The sequence below is a fragment of the Janthinobacterium sp. SUN206 genome (assembly GCF_030587305.1).
GTDB lineage: Bacteria > Pseudomonadota > Gammaproteobacteria > Burkholderiales > Burkholderiaceae_D > Janthinobacterium > Janthinobacterium kumbetense.
Genome location: NZ_JAPWIB010000002.1, coordinates 449,649 through 465,247, shown reverse-complemented (window position 1 = coordinate 465,247; position 15,599 = coordinate 449,649). Strand labels below are relative to the sequence as shown.

Sequence of the window (15,599 nt, the reverse complement as noted above, 5' to 3'; positions counted from 1 at the left end):
CTGCGCAGCTCACTTTCGGGTCGGCGTTACTCACCGTACTAAAGTACGGTTGCGTTACTCAACCCGACATTGAGCTTGCTCGCTACGGTTTTCAAGGCCACCGTGGCACTATTGGCTTAACTCTTCCCCGGCGCCACGACCGCCAGGAATATGGTTTCATGCAGTCCGTGTTGTTATTAAACAAGAGGAGACATCATGCAATTGACCACCGTATTCCTGCGCCAAGCCGCAGCCGTGATCGCTGGCAGCCTGCTGGCCGCCAGCGCGTTTGCGCAATCCGTTTCGTTCGTCGAGCCCGTCGATGGCGCGACAGTGAGCAGCCCGTTCAAAGTGAAATTTGCCGTCAGCGGCATGGACGTCAAGCCGGCCGGCGACATGACGGCCAAGACGGGCCACCATCATTTGCTCATCAATATGGGGCCGATGAAGGCGGGCGAAATGATCCCCATGGACGATAAACATTTGCACTTCGGCAAAGGACAGACGGAAACGGACGTCACCTTGCCACCGGGGCAGTACACCCTGACCATGCAGTTCGCCAACGGCGCGCACCAGTCGTATGGGCCGGAATTGAGTAAAAGCATCAAGGTGACGGTCAAGTAAGTCAGGCAAATAAGCCAGGCAAATTCATCTGTTTCAGTAAAGGCCGGGTTCCAGCGATGGAGCCTGGCCTTTTTCATATTGTTGCCTGTTGTCATTATTGTGTCATATAGTCAGCGTATGCTGGCCGGTGGCCTAACTTTTGATGAGCGGATATGACGAAACATTTCTCCCTTTCCCGGCAACTGGCGCAGGCGCTGCTGCTGGCGGCTGGCGTGGCGGCGAGCCAGGTGCATGCGGCCAAGGCCGTTCCTGCTGTTGCTGCCGGTGCGGCGCAGCCGAAGCTGGTGGTGGTGCTGGTAGTGGACGGCTTGCCGCAAGAGCAGGTGACGCGCTACCGCGACCAGTTCGGCCAAGGCGGTTTCCGCCGCCTGCTGGAGCAGGGCGCGTGGTTCAGCGACGCGCACCAGGCGCATGGCATCACGGTCACGGCCATCGGCCACTCGGCCGTGCTGTCGGGCGCCTATCCGTATCAGCATGGCGTGATCGGCAATAACTGGATCGATCCCGTCACGAAAAAATCCGTGTACTGCACCGAAGATGGCAATTTCCATTACATCGGCGAAGACACGCAGCCCGACGACGGCACGGCGCCGACGAAACTGCGCGTGAGCACCCTGGGCGACGAGTTGCGCTATTCCACGGGCGACAAGGCGAAGGTCGTCACGGTGTCGGGCAAGGACCGGGGCGCCATCCTGCTGGCCGGGAAAACGGGCACGGCGTATATGTACATGGAAAGGACGGGCAATTTCGCCAGCAGCACCTATTATATGCAGCAGCATCCGCAATGGGTGCAGCGCTACCAGGCCGCCAAACCGCAAGACCGTTATTATGGCAAGAGCTGGACGCCGCTGCTGGCCGATTCCGCCTATGCGCGCGATGCCCGCGATGATCTGGTGCCGGCCAAGCCGGGCGCGCGCAACACCTTCCCGTTCGCCTACTACAGCGACAGCGGCAAGCTCGATGGCGAGTACTACAGCCGCCTGAAGGCCGGTCCCTTCCTCGATGAACTGACCCTGGAATTCGCCCGCGCCGCCATCGATGGCGAAAACCTGGGCCACAACCCGGCCGGCGTGCCCGATATCCTGGGCGTGAGCCTGTCCGCGCACGATTACGTGAATCACGCCTACGGCCCGGAAAGCAAGATGTCGCACGACCACCTGCAGCGCCTGGACCGCATGCTGGCCGGCTTCTTTGCCGACCTCGATAAAAAAGTCGGCATGGACAACGTGCTGGTGGTGCTGACGGCCGACCATGGCTTTGCCAACGTGCCGGAATTTGCCGAAACGCGGGGCTTCTCGGCCAAACGCATCGATGGCGCCAAACTGGTCGATGCCTTGAACCAGCACCTGGCGACTAACCTGGGTATCGACAAGCTGGTGACGACGTCGTCGCTGCCGAATATCTACCTCGATTACGCGCTGGCGGAGAAGGGCGGCGTCAAGCGCGCCGCCCTGGAAGACGCGGCGGCCCGCTTCCTGCTGCAGCAGGACGGCCTGGCGCAAGTCTACACGCGCACGCAGATGGAAACGGGCGCCGTTGCCACGCGCATGGACACCCTGATGCGCCGCGCCTGGAACCGCCAGCTCTCGGGCGACCTGATGGTCGTGACAAAGCCGGCCTGGTACTTCGGCAAGGGCGCGGGCGGCACTTCGCACGGCACGCCTTACACCTATGACACCAACGTGCCGCTGATGGTGTTCGGCCCCCGCTGGATCAAGCCGGGCGCCTATGGCCAGTATGCGGAAGTGGTCGATATAGCCCCGACCCTGGCGCACCTGCTGCGCGTGCGCCAGCCGTCGGCGTCGGAAGGGCGGGTGTTGATGGAGGTGGTGCGGTAGTTCAGGCATAGAGGTGTATCGTTGATGTAAAGGCCAGGCTTGCGTTTTCACGGAAGCCTGTTTTTTTTATTGATTTAAGAGTTGTAAGTCGACAAATATCAATAGGCACGCAAAGTTCTTGACGGATAGTGAAATTTCTTTATTTCACGATGAGGACGTCAATGAACAGTTCACTATTCAAATGTTGTTGTATGGCATTGATGTGGATTTTGCTGCCGGGGTGCGTCGTGCCACACTTCGATCATGCCTCATATGACTATTATTATGCCGTTCCCTTGAAGGCCGACAAGCCGTGGCTAAGTCTGAGCAACGGGCTTGATCTGCATGCCTATAACAAATGTGAGCATAGTGAAGTGCCGCCAAAATGTGACCCGCCGGGTTTTTGGGTGATGGAGCGACCGCAGAAGCCGGATTGGCATGAGATAGGTCGCTACAGAGTGAGCGTGTGGCATCCCGGCAAGTTGCAGTTTCAACCAATGCTTTCGGCCTATGCCAACACGACGTATCGTGCAGTTAGTCTTGTTAAAGAAGAATCACGCAAAATATATTTGCTTCGGCCTGGGTTTGGCGGTGACGAGCGCCGATCACTGGAGGGAAACGACGCTGGTGTTGTTGCAATCGATTTGCGGCCAAACGCATTATGTAGAACGGATGAGCCTGTACCACGCCTTATTGTCTTTGATGCCGATAATATATGGGTATTTGCGGAGTATGAATCAGACTGCCGAAAGGATCTGCAGGCCGATTTCGCCCCGCTTGATATATTGAACTTTGAGGACAGCGATCAGTTTAATGCTATTTTGCGTAAACCGATGAAACTGTTTTACCTCAGCTCCAGCGTGGTAGGTCAGTCAGATTTTGGTCAACCGCGCACGGTTTTACGGGATGCTGATCTCCCGAATGAAAGTACGCGCAAGACCGTGCGCTTGTCCGAGGTCGTCCGATTACAGAGCACGATGTTCCGGCTTGAGACCACACCGGCGCCACCTCTGTTGCCAGTACCGGATTATCCCAATTTTTATTGTCACTACTCAGATACGGTTATTGGTTTGAGAATGATATTTTTTGATGGTGAGAAACCATACCCCGACCTTAAATATTGTCGGCCATTTCGCGGGAAATGACATAGGCTGCGTGCTTTACAGTAGCCAATCAATCGGCAGCACCGACAGAATCGCCACCCCCAGGCGCTTCCACACGCTGGTGCCCGGCTCCGTGTCGTAGCGCGTGGTGGCGCCGCTGGCGTCGCGGGCGATCCAGTACAGCGCGCCGTCGTCGCCCAGGAGTACCTGGTAGGCGCGCTGCGGGATGGTGGTGCGCATGGCTTGCCCCAGCTGGCTGGCCAGCGCGGGGCTGTCGATGACGAGGCCCATTTCCGTGTTCAATTCGATCGAACGCGGGTCGAAATTGAACGAGCCGACAAAGATGCGCCGGTCGTCGACGGCAAAGGTCTTCGCGTGCAGGCTCGATGCGGAGCTGCCGAAGCGGCCCGGCTGTTCGCGCGCATCGCCCCGTTCCCACGAGCGGCGCGACTCGTACAGCAGCACGCCCGCTTGCAGCAGCGGCTTTCTCCACTTCGCATAGCCGGCATGCACGGCCGCCACGTCGGTCGCTTCCAGCGCATTCGTCAGGATGCGCACGCCCACGCCTTTTCCTGCCAGGTCGGCAAAGGCCTGGGTGCCGGCTTTGCCGGGCACGAAATACGGCGACACCAGGTCCACTTCCTTTTCCGGCACGCCCAGCAGGTTTTGCAGGTTGTCCGCCACGCCCGTGCCTGGCCTGGCCTTGTCCAGCACCTTGGCCGGGTCGTCGCTGACCATGCGCGTCCTGGCCCATTCGAAGGGCAGGGTGCGCTCCATCATTTGTCTGACGAAGGGTGAGGTGCGCAGCGCCTGCACGTATTCCTCGGCTGCCTTGGTATCGTCGATGCGGTCCGCTTCGGCGGCGATGGTGGCCGCGTCGCCCTCGACAGGGCTGGTCAGCAGCAGCTTGGCCGGGTAGGCCGAGGCGCTGTTCCAGTAGCGGTCGAAATCGCGCGAAACGTCGTCGACGACGGGGCCGACGGCCAGCACGTCCAGGTCGGCAAACAGCACGTCGCCGGCCGCGCCAAAATATTCGTCGCCCACATTGCGCCCGCCGACGATGGTGGCCTGGTTATCGGCCGTGAACGATTTGTTGTGCATGCGCCGGTTGAGGCGGGAAAAATCCGTGGCAAAGGCCAGCGCGCGCGGCGCGCGGGGCACGAAGGGATTGAACAGGCGGATTTCCAGGTTGTGCTGTTTGCCCAGCATCGCCAGGGTCTGGTCCAGGCCCGCCGTGTTGTTATCGTCGAGCAGCAGGCGCACGCGCACGCCCCGCTCGGCCGCCTGGCGCAGGGCGTCGAACAGCAGGGTGCCCGTGATGTCCTTGTGCCAGATGTAGTACTGCACGTCCAGGCTGCGCTGGGCGGCGGCGGCCAGCAGGGCGCGCGCGGCAAAGGCGTCGCGTCCGTCGGCGAGCGGGTAAATGCCGGAAACGCCGGGATGCTGCGCCACCATGGGCGCAATGGCCGTGGCCAGCTGGGTGTGCTTTGTGTCGGCGATGACGCTGGATGCCACGCGGCCTTCCAGCGAAGGCAACGAGGCGCAGCCGGCGAGGACGGCGGACAGCAGCAGTGGCAGCAGCAGCCGGGTGGCGCTGCGGAAGGGAAGTGCTTGGGCGGGCATGGCGGGCTTTCATCGGGTTGCCCCGATGTTAGCAGATGCGCATGCCCGCACGGGGCGAGGTGTTACAACTGTTCCAGCGCGATCAGTTCGGCCACCGTCTGGCGGCGGCGGATCAGGCGGGATTGTTCTCCGTCGACCAGGTATTCGGCCGCATGGGGACGGCTGTTGTAGTTCGACGACATCGATGCGCCATACGCGCCGGCGCCTTCGAAGACGACGTAATCGCCCACCTGCGCGGCCGGCAGGAGGCGTGTTTCGACCACGCCGCCGTCGCGCTGGGTGAAGACGTCGCCCGATTCGCACAGGGGGCCGCCGACGACGGTAGCGCGCTGCGTGTCCAGTGCGCGGCCGTCATGCGCGATGACCGACATTTCATGGTAGCTGCCGTACATGGCAGGGCGCATCAGTTCATTGAAGCCCGTATCGAGCAAGGTGAAGTGGTTGCCGCCCATTTGCTTGGTGGCGCGCACTTCGGCCACCAGCAAGCCCGCGTCGGCCACGAGGAAGCGGCCCGGTTCGATTTCCAGGTGCACGCGATGGCCCAGGTGCGCCTCGATCTGCTTGCGCGCCGCATCCCATAGCTGGAAGTAGTGGTCCGTGTCGACCGGCTGCTCGCCTTCGCGATAGGGTACGGACAGGCCGCCGCCCGTGGAAATGGCTTCGATGTCGTGGCCCATGTTTTTCACCAGGTCGACCATGGTGCCGCAGACGGTTTCCAGGTGGCTGTAGTCGACGCCCGAGCCGATGTGCATGTGCAGGCCCACCAGGTGCAAGCCATGTGCGCGGATGACGGCCAGTGCCTCCGGCAGCTCTTCGTGCCAGATGCCATGTTTGCTGTTTTCGCCGCCCGTATTGGTCTTGTTGCTGTGGCCATGGCCATAGCCGGGATTGATGCGCAGCCAGACGCGGTGGCCGGGCGACACTGGGCCCAGCTGGCGCAGCATGTCGACGGAGCCGCAATTGACTTCGATCTTTGCCGCCGCCACGCGCGCCAGGGTGGCGCGGTCGAACAGGTCGCAGGTGAAGACCACGCCGGCGGCGCCATTCGTTTGCGCCGGCGCAAAGCCTGCCTGCAGCGCGCGCTCGATCTCGCCCAGCGAGACGGCGTCCACGTGCACGCCCGCTTCGCGCATCAGGGTGAGCAGGTGGATGTTCGAATTGGCCTTTTGCGCGAAGCGCACCGTGTCGAACTGCGCCAGCTGCGCGATGCGCGCGCGGATGGTGGCCGCGTCATACACCCACAGGGGCGTGCCGTGTTCCTGGGCGAGTTGGGCGAGGGTCTGGTCGGTGACGGGCTTCATCGTGTGCTTTCGGTGGAATGAGGAGATAGCGCATGATGGCCGATTGTGCTTTGACTATAAAATATCTATTTGAGGCTACCTTATTCATTTATGATATGGCCATGACTATCTCCCTACGCCATATCGAGGTCTTCCGCGCCATCATGACGACGGGCAGCGTGACGGCCGCCGCCGCCATGCTGCATACGTCGCAGCCCACCGTCAGCCGCGAGCTGGCGCGCCTCGAGCATTTGACGGGCTTGACCCTGTTCGAGCGCGAGCGGGGGCGGCTGCGTCCCACGGCCCAGGCGCTGCAGCTGTTCGAGGAAGTGCAGCGCGCGTATTTCGGCCTGGAGCGCATCGTCAGCACGGCGGCGGCCTTGCGCCAGTTCGACCAGGGGCAGCTGTCGATCGCCTGTCTGCCCGTGTTTTCCCAGTCGCTGCTGCCGCAGGCGTGCAAGCGTTTCGTCGCCGATTTTCCCAAGGTGAGCATCAGCATCACGCCGCAGGAGTCGCCGCTGCTGGAAGAGTGGCTGTCGGCGCAGCGCCACGATATCGGCCTGACGGAAGTGGGCAATGCGCCGCCGGGCACCGCGCTCGATACATTGATGTCCGTCGATGAAGTGTGCGTGCTGCCCGACGGCCATGCGCTCGCCGGCAAGGCCGTGTTGCAGCCGGCGGACTTCGCAGGCCAGCCTTTCATCAGCCTGGCCGCCGTCGACCCCTACCGCCAGCAGATCGACGCCATCTTCGCGCAGGCGGGCGTGGAGCGGCGCATGGCGCTCGACACGCACAGCGCCGCCTCCGTGTGCGCGATGGTGCGCGAAGGCGTGGGCCTGGCCATCGTCAATCCGCTCACGGCGCTGGACTACGCGGGGCAGGGCTTGCAGATCCGCCGCTTCGGCGTTTCCCTGCCGTTCACGGTGAATCTCGTGAAGCCTTTGCACCGGCCCCTGTCGCAACTCGTTGCCCTGTTCGAGCAGGCGCTGCATGCGCAGGCGGCGGAGGTGAAAAGGCGCTTGCTGCAGCTGTGACGGTGCTTGTGGAGCGGCGGCGGTCAACAGAGTAAAATGGCGTTTTACTTATTCAAGCCTGACTACTTCGATGACCACAACCGCTACTCCCGTCCGTACCCGTTTCGCTCCCAGCCCGACCGGCTATCTGCACCTGGGCGGCGCCCGCACCGCTTTGTACAGCTGGGCGTATGCCCGCCACTTCGGCGGCACCTTCGTGCTGCGCATCGAAGACACGGACGTGGAGCGTTCCACGCCGGAAGCCGTGCAAGCCATCATCGAAGGCATGAAGTGGCTGGGCCTGGACCACGACGAAGGCCCGTTCTACCAGATGCAGCGCATGGACCGCTACCGCGAAGTGGTGGCGCAGATGCTGCTTGAGGGCACGGCATATCACTGCTACTCGTCGCCGGAAGAAGTCGAAGCGATGCGCGAGCGCATGCGCGCCGCCGGTGAAAAGCCGCGCTACGACGGCACCTGGCGTCCGGAGCCTGGCAAGACCCTGCCGGCCGTACCGGCCGACCGCAAGCCCGTCGTGCGTTTCAAGAACCCGCTCGACGGCGACGTGACGTGGGACGATGTGGTCAAGGGCACGATCACGATTTCCAACCGCGAGCTGGACGACCTGGTGATCGCCCGCCCGGACGGCACGCCGACATACAACTTCTGCGTGGCCGTCGATGACTGGGACATGCAGATCACGCACGTGATCCGCGGCGACGACCATGTCAACAACACCCCGCGCCAGATCAACATCCTGCGCGCCATCGGCGCACCGCTGCCGCTGTACGGCCACCTGCCGATGATCCTGGGCGCGGACGGCGAAAAGCTGTCGAAGCGCCATGGCGCCGTCAGCGTGATGGATTACCCGGCGCAGGGCTTCCTGCCGGAAGCGATGCTGAACTACCTGGCGCGCCTGGGCTGGAGCCATGGCGACGATGAAGTGTTCTCGACCGAGCAGTTCTGCGAGTGGTTCAACCTGAACCACCTGTCGAAATCGGCGGCCCAGTTCAACAATGAAAAACTGGCTTGGCTGAACAATCACTATATCAAGCAGGCCGACAATACCCGCCTGGCCGGCCTGGCGCGTCCGCAAATGGTCGCCGCAGGCGCCGTCTTCGAAGGCGCGCCGGACCTGGCGCAAGTGCTGGGCATGATGAAAGAGCGCGCCAACACCGTCAATGAGCTGGCTGCCGCCTCGATGCTGTTCTTCCGCGAACCGCAGCCGGAAGCGGAACTGGTCACGCAGCACATCACTGATGCCATCAAGCCCGTGCTGGCGCAGTTTGCCGAGCGTATCGCCACGGTGGAGTGGAGCAAGGAAGCCGTCGCCGCCATGATCAAGGAAGTGCTGGCCGCGAACACCATCAAGATGCCGCTGCTGGCCATGCCCTTGCGTTTGATCTTGACGGGCCAGCTGCAGACGCCTGCCATCGACCAGGTGGTGGTGATGTTCGGCCGCGAGAACGTGCTGGCGCGCCTGGCAAAGTGGCTGTAATCGCCGCGCCGAATTGAGCGTGTAAATACGGTGCGGAAACCTCCCCTATGAAAAGTTGCTCATAGACGAAAAAGGGTATTTGCAGAGTGAAACTTCTTTGCTATACTCTTGTTTCTGCACCAACGGGGGTATAGCTCAGCTGGGAGAGCGCTTGCATGGCATGCAAGAGGTCAGCGGTTCGATCCCGCTTACCTCCACCAGCAGCAAAACCGCAGTCAGGTTTTGTTAGTCGTTGAAGTGGTGCAGATGTTGTTTGGAAGTTCCGCGGTCCCCATCGTCTAGAGGCCTAGGACATCACCCTTTCACGGTGAGTACAGGGGTTCGAATCCCCTTGGGGACGCCAGGTAGTTGTGGTATAGTAGTGGCAGTTGTTTGTACTGATTGTTGTAAGTTCAGGCCCGTAAAAAGCGGAATCTGGATGGAAAGCAAGTAGTGGAACAAAGTCGCCAAGTGCGGCTTTTATTATTTCTGCGCCCGGGGGGTATAGCTCAGCTGGGAGAGCGCTTGCATGGCATGCAAGAGGTCAGCGGTTCGATCCCGCTTACCTCCACCAACAGCGCAGAAGTAAGGTGGTAAAACTGTAGTACCGAGGTCCCCATCGTCTAGAGGCCTAGGACATCACCCTTTCACGGTGAGTACAGGGGTTCGAATCCCCTTGGGGACGCCAGTTCAGTCTGGTGTTGTGGTTGTAAAGAAGTAGCAGTGTTTCTGCGCCCGGGGGGTATAGCTCAGCTGGGAGAGCGCTTGCATGGCATGCAAGAGGTCAGCGGTTCGATCCCGCTTACCTCCACCAACAGCGCAGAAACAGGTGGTAAATGGTAATGAATAAATCAAAGTCGCCTCGAGCGGCTTTTTTTATTTCTGAAGCATTTGTTGTTATGCCTTTCAGGGAAGTATGGTTTAACTGTTGGGATGTTTGTATGGCAGGCAAGAGGCGAGTGTTTGATCCCGCTTGCGTTTGCCAATGGGGTGGAAATGGAAATACATCAAAGTCGCCTCGGGCGGCTTTTTTTGTGCCTATTGGTTGCATGGATATAACTGACAGTGATTTGCGGAGTGGTTACATTTGGCAGGCGGCTTGATTTCATCATGCCCGCGGATAAAAAATGGCCCATTACACTGAGGAGGCAGGATGCACCGCGTATTTGCCAGTTTTTTTCTTGCTGCCGTTATGCACGTTCCCGCGCACGCGGAGGCGCCGCCTGCGGCGAAATTCGATCCTGGTGCGCTGAAGTTGCAAAAGGGGCCGTTCAATGACGTGCTGGTGCTCGGTTCGCCCCATTTGGCGCAATTGCCAACATCGTTTGATCCGTCTCAATTGAGCTTGCTCAACGAGCGCCTGGCGGGCTGGCGGCCGGATGCGATCGCGATCGAGGCGCTTTCCGGCTTGCAATGCGCTTACCTGCGCGCCTATCCGCAGCGCTATGACGATACGGTGAAAACCTATTGCTATGACACTTCCGCCGCGCGGGCCGCCACGGGGCTCGATGTGGTGGCGGCCACGGCGCAGGCCGAACGTTTGCTGGCCGCCTGGCCGGCGGCGCCGTCCGCCGCCCAGCGGCGCGCATTGGCTTCCCTGTTCCTGGCCGGTGGCGAGCGTGCATCGGCGCTGGTGCAATGGCTGCGCTTGCCCGCGGATGAGCGGCGCGCCGGTGACGGCGTGAGCGAGCCCCTGGCCGCGAACCTCAATTCCTTGCTGGGGCAGCGCAACGAGAGTTATCAGATCGCTGCCGTGCTGGCGGCGAAAGGCGGGCACGAGCGGGTGCATGCCATGGATGACCATACGTCCGATATGCCTGTCGACGATGAAAAGGCGTATGCCAAGGCGATCAGGGCGGCCTGGAATAATTCCTCTTCGGCCGAGCGCAAGCGCATCCATGCCGGGTTTGAGGAGCAATGGAATACGCCCGCCGGTGTGCTGGCGATCTACCGCGCGTATAACGGACGCGCAGAGGCGGACCTGGCCTTCCGCGGCGATTTTGGCGCGGCGCTGGAAGAGCCGTCGCCGCAGCGTTATGGCCGCAACTACGTAGCCTCCTGGGAGGTGCGCAACTTGCGCATGGCGTCAAATATCCGCGAAATCATGGCGGCGCGCCCGGGCATGCGCGTGCTGGTCATCGTCGGCGCATCCCACAAGGGCTACCTGGAGGCGTATCTGGGCCAGATGCATGACGTGCGCATCGCCAATGCGGGCGATATCTTGCGTTAAGGAATGCTTTTGCCGCGCCAGACGGTTGGCGCGGTTTTCCCTGCGTGCCTGGCGTGCCGCCGCTTCCATATCTTCCTGCCATCATCCTGTCCCCATAGGGAGCGTTGATACAAATAAGGTGGAAAAAAGAAGGCCGGCAGTTGATTTCGTGAATCGCTTCGTGTTAAACTTCGCGCACGCTTTTTTGAGGGGCTAAGCAAAGCCTTCAACGAAGAGTCCGCTGAGAGTAAAGCCAGCACAGGTCCCCATCGTCTAGAGGCCTAGGACATCACCCTTTCACGGTGAGTACAGGGGTTCGAATCCCCTTGGGGACGCCAGGATTTAGTTGTAAAGTAAGAGTGCAGTGCTGAATGGGCCTGACAAGTCAGGCTTTTTTTGTTTCTGCAATATTGCTGCAGTACCGGGTCAGGATGCAAATAGTGCATTCAGGACAGATTTCTGTCCCCATCGTCTAGAGGCCTAGGACATCACCCTTTCACGGTGAGTACAGGGGTTCGAATCCCCTTGGGGACGCCAGATTCGCAAGCAGTAACAGGTCGGGATGCGGAATAGTGCATTCAGGACAGATTTTCTGTCCCCATCGTCTAGAGGCCTAGGACATCACCCTTTCACGGTGAGTACAGGGGTTCGAATCCCCTTGGGGACGCCAGACCGGCTGAATCAGCCAACAAAAAAGCCGCCTGGTAACAGTGCGGCTTTTTTGTTATGGGCTGCCATGCCACATTTTTCTCTTCCCCTTTGAATATGCCATTAGCTACCGATCGCGCGCCAACCTTGGCCATCTTCTGCAAAGTCGTCGACAACTACGGCGATATCGGCATTTGCTGGCGCCTGGCGCGGCAGTTGAACGGCGAGCATGGCGTGGCCGTGACCCTGTGGGTCGACGATTTGCCGAGTTTCCGGCGCATTTGCCCCGCTATCAATGTGGCGGCGGAGCTGCAGCAGGCGTCCGGCGTCACGGTGCGCCACTGGCGCGACCAGGATGGCGCATTCGCGCCGGCCGACATCGCCGACATCGTCATCGAATTCTTTGCCTGCGACATTCCGCCCGGCTATATCGCCGCCATGGCGCAGTGCGCGCCGCATCCCGTGTGGCTGAACCTGGAAGGCTTGACGGCGGAAGAGTGGGTCGAGGGCTGCCACGCGCTGACGTCGCCGCGCCACGGCATGATCAAGCATTTCTTCTTTCCCGGCTTCACGAGAAAGACGGGCGGCTTGCTGCGCGAAGCGGCGCTGGACGAGAAAAGGCTGGCGTTCCAGGCCGATGCGGGCGCCATGGCGGCATTCCTCGGGCAATTCGGCGTGACGGCGGCGGAAATGTCCGCCTTGAAAATATCGCTGTTCTGCTACCCGTCCGCCCCGGTCGCCGAGCTGTTTGCGGCCTGGCAGGCGGGCAGCGAGCCCGTGACGTGTCTGGTGCCGGAAGGCGTCGCGTTCGATGCCGTTCAGGCGTTTATCGGCGACGATGCGGCGCTGGCCGGTGCGGCGCGCACGCGCGGCGCGCTCACCGTACGGGTGCTGCCGTTCGTGCCGCAAGACGATTACGACCGCCTGCTGTGGGCTTGCGACGTCAATTTCGTACGCGGCGAGGATTCCTTCGTGCGCGCCCAATGGGCTGGCCAGCCGTTTCTCTGGCATATCTATCTGCAGGATGAAAACTTGCATCACGTGAAATTGCGCGCCTTCCTGCAGCGCTATGCGGCCGATGCGGACGGCGCCATCGACAGCCTGGTGCAGGCGGCGTTGGCCTGGAATGGCGCCAGCGCGGATGCCTTGCCATGGGCGCAGCTGTGGCCCGCTCTGCAAGCCGACCTGCCGCGCATCCGGGCGCGCGCGCAGGCCTGGCAGCGGCAGATGCAGGCCAATGGCGATCTGGCAAGTAACCTGCTGGCGTTCGCTGGCGCGACGAGATAGGCGCTTGCCAAAAATTAAGGTAAAATGCCCGGTTATTTCTAACGTATTTTTAACCGATCAAACGCAAGCTTGCGGCGCCGATGGCGCACAGGCGGCAGATGGTCTTCATGCAACCCACTTTTTACGTACATTCCTATGAAACCCGCAAAAGAAATTCGTGTTGGCAATATCATCATGGTCGACAGCAAGCCAATGATCGTGTTGCGTTCTGATGTCAACGGTTCGAGCCGCACGGGCTTCACCTACAAATGGAAGATGAAAAATCTTCTGACGAACACCCCGATGGAAAACGTGTTCCGCGGCGACGACAAGTTTGACGTTGTTGTTCTGGATAAAAAGCCAGTGACGTATTCGTACTTCGCCGATCCGCTGTTCGTGTTCATGGACACCGAGTACAACCAGTATGAAATCGAAGAAGAAAACCTGGGCGAAGCGCTGAACTACCTGAAAGATGGCATGGAATGCGAAGCCATTTTCTACGACGGCAAAGCTATCTCCGTTGAACTGCCTACGACCATCGCCCGTCAAGTGGTGTACTCGGAGCCAGCGGTCAAGGGTAATACTTCGGGCAACGTCCTGAAAGAAGCCAAGATCGAAAACGCCATCGACGCACACCGCCACACCGTGCAAGTGCCGCTGTTCGTGGCACAGGACGACGTCATCGAAATCGACACCCGTACCAACGAATACAAGCGTGTCGTACGCAACTGATAGATTCTTGCACTGCGCTGCGCGCATGGCCCGGCAGATGCCGGTCTGGTTTGCCTCAGTGCTGGATCACCAAGAAACGCTGCCTTCGGGCGGCGTTTTTTTTTGCTTAAAAAATAATTCCCTTCAACAACAATTGTGTTGCAAGGACTGCTATGCTATGGCTACAACATTATTGCGGTAGAAACATTGAAGTTTCCTGGAGATAGCATGCAGCGCAGTCAGATGTTACGCAGTGGCGCGTCCCGGGGCGTGGCGCGTCCCGTATTGGCCCGTGCCACGGCGCCCGCCAGCCCCATGGCCCATCTGCTCGATGCGGGCGTGTTGCCGCAACAGCAGATGATGCAGGCAGGCAAACTCAGTTCCCATGCGCTGACGTCGCAGTACCTGGGACGCATCCGTTCCCTGTGCAGCATCGGCGCGCGCGCCTATCCCGGCATTGAAATCAATCCCGATGCGCTGAAAATCGCCCTGGAAATGGACCGCGAACGGCAGGTGCACAAGGTGCGCGGCCCCTTGCACGGCATTCCCGTCGTCTTGCGCGACAATATCGCCACGGGCGACCGCATGAAGACGCGCACGCAGGCGCCCCTGGCCACGCATGCCAGCTGCGATTCCTTTGTGGCGGCGCGTTTGCGCGCAGCCGGCGCCGTCATCATCGGCAAAAGCAATTTGCGCCAATGGGCTGCCGTCAGCGTGCCGCATGCGAGTGCCAGCTGGGCCGGGCTGACCATCCTCGCCGTCGACAGCGCGGCGGACGGTTCCATCGTCGCGCCGGCTTCAAATTGCGGCCTGGTCGCCATCAAGCCCACGGGCAGGACTGCAGCGGGGCAGGGCGGCGAGCCGGCCACGGCCGGACCGATGGCGCCCAGCGTGCGCGAGGCGGCCTGGCTGCTCGCGGCCTTGAGCGGCGAGCGCCTGGCCGATGGCGTGGTGTTGGATGCCGCCGGCTTGCATGGGCGCCGCATCGGCGTGGCGCGCAGCCTGTTCGGCCTGTGCGCCGGGACCGATGCCGTGATCGGGCAGGCGCTGCTGGCGTTGCGCGAGCAGGGGGCGGAATTGATCGAGATGCCGCCCGCGCCTGGGCCCGGCGGCATCGAAGCGCTGCTGGGCTCGCACAGCCTCGATGCGCTGGTGGGACCCACCTGCCATGGCGTAGCGCAGGCGCCGTCGGCCTTGCCGCATATTACGGTGCCGGCCGGCGTGGCCGGGGGCTTGCCGGTCGGCTTGTCCTTCATCGGCCCTGCGCACGGCGACATGCAACTCATCGCGATGGCGTATGCCTATGAGCAGGCGACTTTGCACCGGCGCACGCCCGCGCTGCCGTCGAGCATTACCCTGGCGTTGCGCCTGCCATGATGATTTTTTTCGTTTTCTTTCGATAAACTATGCTTGCAACCTTGCTGCTGACTGCGGCCGTGACGGCCATTCCGACTCCTTTTGATGCCGCGCAATTGTCTGGCAGCTGGTCCGACAGCGTCAATACGAATAGCGTTTGCGAAGAAGCGCGGCACTTTACGCGCATGCAGCTGTCTGACGATCATCGGCGGCTGGCGATCTTCAGCGACCGGACGTGGAAAAGCAAGCTGGGGGAAACCAACCGCTTTGCCGCGACGGTGGTGGCGGAAACGGAGCACAGCCTGACTTTGCGCTATGACAATGAAACCCGCCTCAATGCCGCTGGCAAGCTGGTGGAGTGGCAGTTGATCATCGTCGCGCCCGGCGTGTACCGCTGGCGCGAGACGGGATGGGCGGAAGGCAAGGTCAACGGGGTCGTCGGTATCCGCTGTTCTCCCTGAGGCGGGCGCGCAAGCATGCCATTCTGCTATGC

At 61.1% G+C, this 15,599-nt stretch carries 12 protein-coding genes and 8 tRNA genes; 18 read left to right on the top strand and 2 right to left on the bottom strand.

What is annotated here, in order from left to right; translation table 11 throughout:
* Window positions 1-195: 195 nt before the first annotated feature.
* The 3 genes from O3300_RS14930 (at window position 196) to O3300_RS14920 (ending at window position 3,565) form a co-directional block, all read left to right on the top strand.
* Window positions 196-603, top strand: a complete 408-nt coding sequence (locus O3300_RS14930) for a DUF4399 domain-containing protein (RefSeq protein WP_152257152.1) — start codon at window positions 196-198, stop codon at window positions 601-603.
* A gap of 152 nt (window positions 604-755) precedes the next feature.
* Window positions 756-2,441 (top strand): alkaline phosphatase family protein, encoded by a 1,686-nt coding sequence (locus O3300_RS14925; protein WP_305053392.1) that lies wholly within the window; start codon window positions 756-758, stop codon window positions 2,439-2,441.
* Window positions 2,442-2,602: 161 nt separating this feature from the next.
* On the top strand, window positions 2,603-3,565 hold the full coding sequence (locus O3300_RS14920) for a hypothetical protein (protein WP_305053391.1): 963 nt from the start codon (window positions 2,603-2,605) through the stop codon (window positions 3,563-3,565).
* Between the two features lie 15 nt (window positions 3,566-3,580).
* On the opposite strand, the gene O3300_RS14915 is transcribed toward O3300_RS14920, so the two are convergent.
* Both O3300_RS14915 and lysA read right to left on the bottom strand, forming a co-directional pair.
* A complete protein-coding gene (locus tag O3300_RS14915) occupies window positions 3,581-5,146 on the bottom strand; it encodes a phospholipase D family protein (protein ID WP_305053390.1) in 1,566 nt (521 codons plus the stop codon).
* A 62-nt stretch (window positions 5,147-5,208) separates the two neighbouring features.
* On the bottom strand, window positions 5,209-6,447 hold the full coding sequence (lysA, locus tag O3300_RS14910) for a diaminopimelate decarboxylase (protein ID WP_305053389.1): 1,239 nt from the start codon (window positions 6,445-6,447) through the stop codon (window positions 5,209-5,211).
* Window positions 6,448-6,548: 101 nt separating this feature from the next.
* Between lysA and O3300_RS14905 the strand changes: the two genes are divergently transcribed.
* The 15 genes from O3300_RS14905 to O3300_RS14835 all read left to right on the top strand — a co-directional run bounded on the left by O3300_RS14905 (window position 6,549) and on the right by O3300_RS14835 (window position 15,567).
* Window positions 6,549-7,460: a LysR family transcriptional regulator gene (locus O3300_RS14905; RefSeq protein ID WP_099668160.1), complete on the top strand. Its 912-nt coding sequence runs from the start codon at window positions 6,549-6,551 to the stop codon at window positions 7,458-7,460.
* 70 nt (window positions 7,461-7,530) lie between these two features.
* Complete coding sequence (gene gltX, locus O3300_RS14900; RefSeq protein WP_305053388.1) at window positions 7,531-8,937, top strand: glutamate--tRNA ligase; 1,407 nt, start codon at window positions 7,531-7,533, stop codon at window positions 8,935-8,937.
* Window positions 8,938-9,061: 124 nt separating this feature from the next.
* A tRNA-Ala gene (locus O3300_RS14895) sits at window positions 9,062-9,137 on the top strand.
* Window positions 9,138-9,204: 67 nt separating this feature from the next.
* Window positions 9,205-9,280: transfer RNA gene (locus tag O3300_RS14890), tRNA-Glu, on the top strand.
* Window positions 9,281-9,414: 134 nt separating this feature from the next.
* Window positions 9,415-9,490 (top strand) — tRNA-Ala (locus O3300_RS14885).
* Window positions 9,491-9,528: 38 nt separating this feature from the next.
* A tRNA-Glu gene (locus O3300_RS14880) sits at window positions 9,529-9,604 on the top strand.
* A gap of 50 nt (window positions 9,605-9,654) precedes the next feature.
* Window positions 9,655-9,730: transfer RNA gene (locus O3300_RS14875), tRNA-Ala, on the top strand.
* Window positions 9,731-10,108: 378 nt separating this feature from the next.
* Window positions 10,109-11,146, top strand: coding sequence for a DUF5694 domain-containing protein (locus tag O3300_RS14870; protein WP_305053387.1), 1,038 nt, complete (start codon window positions 10,109-10,111; stop codon window positions 11,144-11,146).
* Between the two features lie 241 nt (window positions 11,147-11,387).
* Window positions 11,388-11,463 (top strand) — tRNA-Glu (locus O3300_RS14865).
* Between the two features lie 123 nt (window positions 11,464-11,586).
* A tRNA-Glu gene (locus tag O3300_RS14860) sits at window positions 11,587-11,662 on the top strand.
* A gap of 57 nt (window positions 11,663-11,719) precedes the next feature.
* Window positions 11,720-11,795 (top strand) — tRNA-Glu (locus tag O3300_RS14855).
* A gap of 95 nt (window positions 11,796-11,890) precedes the next feature.
* Window positions 11,891-13,060 (top strand): elongation factor P maturation arginine rhamnosyltransferase EarP, encoded by a 1,170-nt coding sequence (gene earP / locus O3300_RS14850; RefSeq protein ID WP_305053386.1) that lies wholly within the window; start codon window positions 11,891-11,893, stop codon window positions 13,058-13,060.
* A 135-nt stretch (window positions 13,061-13,195) separates the two neighbouring features.
* Entirely contained in the window at window positions 13,196-13,771 is a 576-nt protein-coding gene (locus tag O3300_RS14845) for an elongation factor P (protein ID WP_034758247.1), read from the top strand.
* Between the two features lie 207 nt (window positions 13,772-13,978).
* Complete coding sequence (locus O3300_RS14840) at window positions 13,979-15,127, top strand: amidase family protein (RefSeq protein WP_305053385.1); 1,149 nt, start codon at window positions 13,979-13,981, stop codon at window positions 15,125-15,127.
* A gap of 29 nt (window positions 15,128-15,156) precedes the next feature.
* Window positions 15,157-15,567, top strand: a complete 411-nt coding sequence (locus O3300_RS14835; RefSeq protein ID WP_143451341.1) for a hypothetical protein — start codon at window positions 15,157-15,159, stop codon at window positions 15,565-15,567.
* The last annotated feature ends 32 nt before the right edge of the window (window positions 15,568-15,599 follow it).